This window comes from Streptomyces milbemycinicus (assembly GCF_002154605.1).
Classification (GTDB): domain Bacteria; phylum Actinomycetota; class Actinomycetes; order Streptomycetales; family Streptomycetaceae; genus Streptomyces; species Streptomyces milbemycinicus.
In genome coordinates this window covers 1-8,997 of record NZ_MUNE01000613.1, presented here as the reverse complement: position 1 = coordinate 8,997, position 8,997 = coordinate 1, and the positions used below count along the sequence as shown (strand labels likewise).

1 protein-coding gene and 1 pseudogene are annotated in these 8,997 nt (G+C 66.9%); both read left to right on the top strand.

Translation table 11 applies throughout. The features are described 5' to 3' along the window. Positions 1–3,229 (top strand): SDR family NAD(P)-dependent oxidoreductase (locus CCN51_RS40405; RefSeq protein WP_342749411.1); only part of this gene is annotated, 3,229 nt, incomplete at its 5' end. Positions 3,230–3,241: 12 nt separating this feature from the next. Beyond that, positions 3,242–8,938 (top strand): annotated as a pseudogene (locus tag CCN51_RS40400) (type I polyketide synthase); the annotation flags it as partial. Positions 8,939–8,997: the final 59 nt, after the last annotated feature.

The following is an 8,997-nucleotide window of genomic DNA, read 5'->3' as shown; positions in this document are numbered from 1 at the left end:
GACGGGGCCGGTGGAGGGTGTGGGCTCGGGTCGGTTGGCGGTGTTGTTTTCGGGTCAGGGCAGTCAGCGGGTGGGTATGGGCCGTGAGCTGTATGGCCAGTATCCGGTGTTCGCGGAAGTGCTCGACGAGGTGTGCGGGCTGCTGGACAGGGAACTTGCGGGGTATGTCGAGCGGTCTGTGCGTGATGTGATCTTCGGTGGCGATGCTGTTCTGCTCGGGCAGACGGTGTTTACGCAGGCTGGCCTGTTCGCTGTTGAGGTGGCGTTGTTCCGGTTGGTTGAGTCGTGGGGTGTGGTGCCGGAGTTTGTGGGTGGTCATTCGGTCGGTGAGATCGTGGCGGCTCATGTGGCGGGTGTGTTTTCGTTGGAGGATGCGGTGCGGCTGGTGGCGGCTCGGGGTCGGTTGATGCAGGCGCTGCCCGTCGGCGGGGCGATGGTCGCGGTCCAGGCGGCCGAGGACGAGGTGGCGCCGCTTCTTGCCGAGTATGAGGGCCGGGTCGGCGTTGCTGCGGTCAACAGTCGGACCTCGGTGGTGGTCTCTGGTGATGAGGATGCTGTCCTTGCTGTGGCGGAGACGTTCCGGGGTCGGGGTCGTAAGACCAGGCGTCTTGAGGTGTCGCATGCGTTCCATTCGCCTCGTATGGACCTGATGCTGGACGACTTCCGTACCATCGCCGAGACCCTGACCTACGTCGCGCCGCGTATTCCGGTCGTTTCCAATGCGTCGGGCAGGTTGGCCACGTCTGGTGGGCTGGTTTCGGCTGATTACTGGGTGCGGCATGTGCGTCAGGCAGTTCGTTTCGGTGAGGGCGTGGCCTGTCTGGCCGAGCAGGGCGTGTCCGTGTTTCTTGAGCTGGGTCCCGATGGGGTGTTGAGCGCGATGGGTGCGGAGTCCGTGGCCGATGGGGTGTTCGTTCCTGTGTTGCGGTCGGGGCGTGCTGAGGCTGAGTCGTTGCTGTCGGGCCTGGCGCAGGCGTGGGTGCGGGGCGTGGCTGTGCGCTGGGCGGAGGTGTTCGCCGGTACGGGGGCGTCGCGGGTGGATCTGCCGACGTATGCCTTTCAGCGGGAGCGGTTTTGGCTGGATGCTCCTGTTGAGGCGGTTGTGGTGGATGAGGTGGAGGCGCGGTTCTGGGAGGCGGTGGAACAAGAGGACCTGGAGTCGCTTGCTTCGACGCTTGAGCTGTCGGACGGTGAGCAGTTGGGTGCTGTGTTGCCGGTGTTGTCGTCGTGGCGGCGGGGGCAGCGAGAGCGGTCGCGGTTGGATGGGTGGCGCTACCGGGTCGGTTGGAAGCCGGTTTCGGTTGAGTCGTCGCCGGTGTTGTCGGGGACGTGGTTGCTGGTTGTTCCCGCTGGTTTGGCTGAGGACGCATGGGTCGCCGATGTCGCTCAGGGGCTTGAGACGCGGGGGGCTGTGGTGCGGCGTCTTGTGGTGGAGGCCGATGATGACCGTGTAGGTGTGGCCGAGGCTGCGGGTGAAGGCCCTGCGGTCAGTGGGGTGTTGTCTTTGCTGGCGTTCGACGAGTCGTTGTGTGGCGGTGTCCCAGCTGGCCTGGTTGGCACGTTGGGGTTGGTGCAGGGGCTGGGTGATGTTGGGATGGGAATGCCGTTGTGGGTGGTGACGCGTGGTGCCGTGTCGGTCAGCGACTCGGAGGCGTTGTTGAGTGCGGTGCAGGCTCAGGTGTGGGGGCTGGGCCGGGTGGTCGGTCTGGAGCATCCGGAGCGTTGGGGTGGCCTGGTCGACCTGCCTGAGGCGTTCGACGAGCGCGCGGCGGATCGGCTGGTCGGTGTGTTGGCGGGTTCCGGTGGTGAGGATCAGGTGGCGGTGCGTTCGGCCGGTGTCTTCGGCCGCCGCCTGCTGCGCGCCGGCGGCGGTGGGGTCGGCCGGGAGTGGCGCACGAGTGGCACGGCCCTGGTCACCGGTGGGACGGGCGCGCTCGGTGCGCATGTGGCGCGTTGGTTGGTGTCGTGTGGTGCGGAGCACCTCGTACTGACCAGCCGCCGTGGCCTTGATGCCCCGGGCGCCGAGGAGCTCGCGTCGGAGCTGGTGGGCCTGGGGGTGAAGGTCACCGTCGCCGCGTGCGATGTGTCTGATCGGACTGCCTTGGCGGGGCTGCTGGGCTCGCTTCCCGTCGAGCATCCCCTGACGACTGTGATCCACGCGGCCGGTGTGCTGGACGACGGTGTGATCGAGTCGCTGACTCCCGACCGACTCGCGGGCGTGCTGCGTGCCAAAGCTGACGCCGCGCTCAACTTGCACGAACTGACCAAGGACCTCGACCTCTCGGCATTCGTCATGTTCTCCTCTCTGGCGGGTCTGATCGGTGGCCCAGGGCAAGGCAATTACGCCGCCGCGAATACCTTCCTGGACGCCCTCGCACAGCAGCGCCGCGCGCTCGGTCTGCCCGCCATCTCCGTGGCCTGGGGGCCCTGGGCCGAGGCCGGAATGGCCGTGGATGGCGTGGGCGAGCAGCGCATGCAGCGCGGCGGGCTGACCGCGATGAGGCCAGAGGACGCGATCGCCGTATTGGGCCAGGTGCTCGACCGCAACGACGGTGGCGTCGCGGTGGCCGATGTGGACTGGGAGCGGTTCGCGCCGGCCTTCACGGCTGTCCGTAGGGCGCCGTTGATCAGCGAGATCCCCGAGGCCCGCGATGCTCTGGCAGGGGGGAACGTAACTGCCGTGGCGAGTGCGGTTGACACCGCGCTCCGCGACAAGCTGGCAGACCTCAGCCCGGCCGAGAGGGAGAGAACGCTGCTCGAACTGGTCCGTACTCAGGTGGCGGCCGTGCTCGGACATGCCAACACCGAAGCGGTGGCCGCCGGACGAGCCTTCAAGGAGCTCGGCTTCGACTCGCTGACCGCTGTCGAGCTCCGTAACCGTCTCCAAGCGGCCACCAGCCTGACCCTTCCGGCCACGCTGGTCTTCGACTATCCGACCCCGAACGCTCTCGCCGACACTCTTCGGGACCGGATCTTCCCCGAGAGTGACGACGAAGCTGAATTGACGCCTCAGGACGTCCGCATTCGGCACGCGCTGGCCTCGATTCCCCTGGCCAAGCTCCGGGACGCGGGGCTGATGGAAGTCCTGTTGCAACTCGCCGACTTCTCTGAGGAGGTCTCCTTGCCGAGCGGTGAGGATAGCCAGGAGACCGCCGACTCGATCGACTCCATCGATTCCATGGACACCGAGAGCCTGCTTCGCATGGCGTTTGAAAACACTGATTCCTGAAGCGCTTGAAATGTGGAGCTGGCGATGAACACGTCTCCTGAGAAGATTCTCGAAGCACTGCGTGCGTCCCTCAAAGAGAACGAACGACTGCGGCAGCAGAACCGGAAGATCGCGGCCGCAGCGCGCGAACCGATCGCGATTGTGGGCATGAGCTGCCGTTTCCCTGGGGGAGTGAGTTCTCCGGAGCAGTTCTGGGACCTGCTGGCATCGGAGACCGACGCGGTTTCGGAATTTCCGATGGATCGTGGCTGGGACGTGGAGAACCTCTACGACCCGGATCGCGAACGCCCGGGCACCTCCTATGTGCGGGAGGGCGGCTTTCTGCACGGGGCTGCGGACTTCGATGCGGCGTTTTTCGGGATCTCACCGCGTGAGGCGGCGGCGATGGATCCGCAGCAGCGGTTGCTGCTGGAAATCTCGTGGGAGGTCTTTGAGGGTGCGGGTATCGATCCGGCTTCACTGAAGGGCAGCCGTACCGGTGTCTTCGCAGGTACGAACGGCCAGGATTACGCCTCACTGTTCCAGCATGCGCCGGGGGGACTTGAGGGGTACCTCGGCACAGGCAGCGCGGCCAGCGTCGTCTCGGGTCGGCTCTCGTATTTCCTCGGTCTTGAGGGCCCCGCCGTCACAATCGACACAGCATGTTCGGCGTCGTTGGTGACGCTGCACCTGGCCGCTCAGGCCCTGCGTCAGGGCGAGTGCTCACTTGCTCTGGCGGGCGGGGTGACCGTGATGTCCACCCCGGTGGCCTTCGTGGAGTTCAGCCGTCAGCGGGGGCTTGCGGCTGACGGCCGCTGCAAGGCCTTCGCGGAGAGCGCGGATGGCACGGGCTGGGGCGAGGGTGCGGGGGTGTTGCTTCTGGAGCGGTTGTCTGATGCGCGGCGGAATGGGCGTCGGGTGTTGGCGGTGGTTCGTGGTTCGGCGGTGAATCAGGATGGTGCGTCGAATGGTTTGACGGCGCCGAACGGGCCTTCGCAGCAGCGGGTGATTCGGCAGGCGTTGGCGAGTGCGCGGCTTTCCGCTGCTGAGGTGGATGTGGTGGAGGCGCATGGTACGGGGACGACGCTGGGTGATCCGATCGAGGCTCAGGCGCTGCTGGCGACGTACGGTCAGGAGCGGCCGGAGGGCCGGCCGCTGTGGCTGGGGTCGCTGAAGTCCAACATCGGTCATACCCAGGCTGCGGCGGGTGTCGCGGGCGTGATCAAGATGGTGCTCGCCATGAAGCACGGCGAACTCCCTCAGACCCTGCATGTGGATGAGCCGTCGAGGCAGGTGGACTGGGGTGCGGGTGCGGTGGAACTGCTCACCGAACGACGCCCCTGGCCGAAGAGCGACCGGCCTCGTCGGGCGGGTGTGTCGTCGTTCGGTGTGAGCGGGACGAACGCGCACGTAGTCCTTGAGGAGGCGCCTGCGGTTGAGGCGGAGTCCGAGGAGCCGGTGGCGTCGGTGGTTCCTGCTGTGGTGCCGTGGGTGGTGTCGGGACGTGGTGTGGGTGCGTTGCGGGGGCAGGCGGGACGTCTGCTGTCGCACGTCGAGGGGCGTGCTGAGGTCTCGCTGGTGGATGTCGGTTGGTCGCTGGTGGCCGGGCGTTCGGCCTTTGAGTACCGTGCTGTGGTGGTGGGTGATCGTGGTGGTTTGCTGGCTGGGCTGGGCGCGTTGGTGCGGGGTGAGTCGGCTTCTGGTGTTGTCGTCGGTCAGGGGGTCGGTTCGGGTCGGTTGGCGGTGTTGTTTTCGGGGCAGGGCAGTCAGCGGGTGGGTATGGGCCGTGAGCTGTATGGCCAGTATCCGGTGTTCGCGGAAGTGTTCGACGAGGTGTGCGGGCTGCTGGACAGGGAACTTGCGGGGCATGTCGAGCGGTCTGTGCGTGATGTGATCTTCGGTGATGATGCTGTTCTTCTTGGTCAGACGGTGTTTACGCAGGCTGGTCTGTTTGCCGTTGAGGTGGCGTTGTTCCGGTTGGTTGAGTCGTGGGGTGTGGTGCCGGAGTTTGTGGGTGGGCATTCGGTCGGTGAGATCGTGGCGGCCCATGTGGCGGGTGTGTTCTCGCTTGAGGATGCGGTTCGGTTGGTGGCGGCGCGCGGGCGGTTGATGCAGGCGTTGCCCGCCGGCGGTGCGATGGTTGCTGTCCAGGCCACCGAGGACGAGGTGGCGCCGCTTCTGGCCGAGTACGAGGGCCAGGTCGGCGTTGCTGCGGTCAATGGTCCCTGCTCGGTGGTCGTCTCGGGTGACGAGGATGCTGTCCTTGCTGTGGCGGAGACGCTGCGGGGTCAGGGGCGTAAGACCAAGCGTCTTGAGGTGTCGCATGCGTTCCACTCGCCTCGCATGGAGGCGATGTTGGACGACTTCTGTACCGTTGCCGAGACCCTGACTTACCAGGCGCCCCGCATTCCGGTCATTTCCAATGTGACGGGCGAGTTGGCCACCTCTGGTGAGCTGGTTTCGGCTGATTACTGGGTGCGGCATGTTCGGCAAGCGGTGCGATTTGCGGATGGGGTGGCTGCGCTCGCCGAGCAGGGCATTACGACCTTCCTCGAACTGGGCCCTGATGGCGTACTGAGCGCTATGGGTGCGGAGACCGTGGCTGATGGTGTGTTCGTCCCTGTGTTGCGGTCGGGGCGTCCTGAGGTTGAGTCGTTGCTGTCGGGTGTTGGGCAGGCGTGGGTGCATGGCGTGGCTGTGCGGTGGACGGAGGTTTTCGCCGGTGCGGGGGCGTGGCGGGTGGATCTGCCGACGTATGCCTTTCAGCGGGAGCGGTTCTGGCTGGATGCCCTTGGTGGGGCGGATGCGGTTGTGGCGGATGGGGAGGAGGTGCGGTTCTGGGAGGCGGTGGAGCGGGAGGAGCTGGAGTCGCTGGCTTCGACTCTCGGGGTTTCCGCTGATGAGCCGTTGAGCGCTGTGTTGCCGGTGTTGTCGTCGTGGCGGCGGGGGCAGCGGGTGCGGTCGCGGTTGGATGGGTGGCGTTATCGGGTTGGTTGGAAGCCGGTTTCGGTTGAGTCGTCGGTGGTGTTGTCGGGGACGTGGTTGCTGGCTGTTCCCGCTGGTTTGGCTGAGAACGCGTGGGTTGCTGAGGTCGCTCGGGGGTTGGAGGGCCGTGGGGCGGAGATTGTGCGTGTTGTCGTCGGGTCAGGGTCCGATCGGGCTGAGTTGGCGCAGGCTGTATCGGAGTCGGGCGGTTCGTCCGTGAGCGGTGTGTTGTCGTTGGTGGCGTTGGACGAGTCGTTGTGTGGCGGTGTGTCGGCTGGTCTGGCCGGCACGTTGGGGTTGGTGCAGGCGCTGGGTGATATCGGGGTAGGGGTGCCGTTGTGGGTGGTGACGCGTGGTGCGGTGTCGGTCAGCGATTCGGAGGTGTTGCTGAGTGCGGTGCAGGCTCAGGTGTGGGGGCTGGGCCGGGTGGTCGGCCTGGAGCATCCGGAGCGTTGGGGTGGCCTGGTCGATTTGCCCGAGGTGCTGCAAGACCGTGTACTGGAGCGGCTGGTCGACGTCCTGAAGGGCGCTGGTGGTGAGGATCAGGTGGCGGTGCGTTCGGCGGGTGTCTTCGGCCGTCGCCTGCTGCGTGCCGGCGGTGGTGGAGGTGTCGGGGAGTGGCGTATGAGTGGTACGGCGCTGGTCACTGGTGGTACGGGGGCGCTGGGTGGGCATGTCGCGCGTTGGCTGGCCCGTAACGGAGCCGAGCACCTCGTGCTGACCAGCCGTCGTGGCCTGGGCGCCCCCGGCGCTTCTGGGCTGGTGAGTGAGCTGGAGGGGCTGGGCGTGCGGGTGACGGTGGCAGCGTGTGATGTGGCCGACCGGACCGCGTTGGCAGGGCTGCTGTCCTCCATTCCCGCCGAGTATCCGCTGACGACTGTGATCCACGCGGCCGGTGTGCTGGACGACGGTGTGATCGAGTCGCTGACTCCCGACCGACTCGCGGGCGTGCTGTGCGCGAAGGCGGATGCCGCGCTCAACCTGCACGAGCTGACCAAGGATCTCGACCTCTCCGCGTTTGTGCTCTTCTCCTCCCTCGCCGGGGCCGTCGGTGGCGCCGGCCAGGGCAACTACGCCGCAGCGAACGCTTTCCTGGATGCTCTCGCGCAGCAGCGTCGCGTGCTCGGTCTGCCCGCCACCTCCGTGGCCTGGGGGCCCTGGGCCGAGGCCGGAATGGCGACCGACGGAGTGACGAAGGAGCGCATGCGGCGCGGCGGCATCGCATCAATGGCGCCCGATGACGCGATTGCGGTGCTGGATCAGGTGTTGCAGCGTAAGGACGGCTGCGTAGCGGTGGCCGACGTGGACTGGGAGCGATTCGCGCCGGCCTTTACGGCTGTCCGAACGGCGCCGCTGATCGGTGAGATCCCCGAGGTCCGCAAGGCTCTGGAAGCGGCGAGCGGGACCGCCACGACGGGGGAGGGCGAGACCGCGCCCAGTCTGCGCGAGAAACTGCTCGGGCTTTCCCCGGCCGAGCAGGACCGAACCTTGCTCGGGCTGGTGCGTACGCAGGTGGCGGCCGTGCTCGGGCACTCGAACTCCGATGCGGTCCCGCCGACCAAGCCGTTCAAGGAGCTCGGTTTCGACTCGCTGACCGCTGTCGAACTTCGCAACTGGCTCCAAGCCGCCTCCGGCCTGTCCCTGCCCGCAACACTGGTCTTCGACTACCCCACTCCCGCCGCTCTCGCCCAACACCTCCGTTCCGAGATCGTCGGCGTCGAGGACGACATGGCCACCACCACGCCCCTGGCGGTGGCCACGGATGAGGACCCCATCGTCATCGTGGGCATGAGCTGCCGTTTCCCCGGCGGCGCCGGGACGCCGGAGGCGCTGTGGGAGCTGCTGACTTCTGGCGGCGACGCGATCTCCGACTTCCCGTCCGACCGCGGTTGGGACATCGAGGGGCTGTACGACCCGGATCCCGATCAGCCGGGCAAGAGCTACACCCGCGAAGGCGGCTTCCTGCATGACGCCGCCGAGTTCGACCCGGCCTTTTTCGGGATTTCGCCGCGAGAGGCGCTGGCCATGGATCCGCAGCAGCGGCTCCTGCTGGAAATCTCGTGGGAGGTCTTCGAGCGGGCGGGTATCGACCCGGAGACTCTGCGAGGCACACGTGCCGGTGTCTTCGCCGGTACGAACGGTCAGGATTACATCGCGCTGCTGCAGCATGCGCCGGAGGGTCTCGAGGGCTACCTCGGTACGGGCAGCGCGGCCAGTGTCGTGTCGGGGCGTCTGTCCTACACGTTCGGACTGGAAGGTCCTGCCGTGACGGTGGACACGGCCTGTTCGTCGTCGCTGGTGACCTTGCATTTGGCGGCGCAGGCGTTGCGGCAGGGCGAGTGTTCGCTCGCGCTCGCCGGTGGGGTGACGGTGATGTCGACACCAGCGGGCTTTGTGGAGTTCAGCCGCCAGCGCGGTCTTGCCGCGGACGGCCGCGTCAAGGCGTTCTCCGCCGACGCGGATGGCACGGCTTGGGGCGAAGGCGGAGGCATGCTGCTGCTTGAGCGGTTGTCGGATGCCCGCCGTCATGGCCATTCGGTGCTTGCCGTGGTGCGTGGTTCGGCGGTGAACCAGGACGGTGCGTCGAATGGTCTGACCGCGCCGAACGGGCCTTCCCAGCAGCGGGTGATCCGGCAGGCGTTGGCCAATGCGCGGCTTTCCGCTGCTGAGGTGGATGCGGTGGAGGCGCATGGTACGGGGACGACGCTGGGTGATCCGATCGAGGCTCAGGCGTTGTTGGCGACGTAGGGGCAGGGTCGGCCGGGGGGTCGGCCGTTGTGGTGGGGGTCGTTGAAGTCGAATGT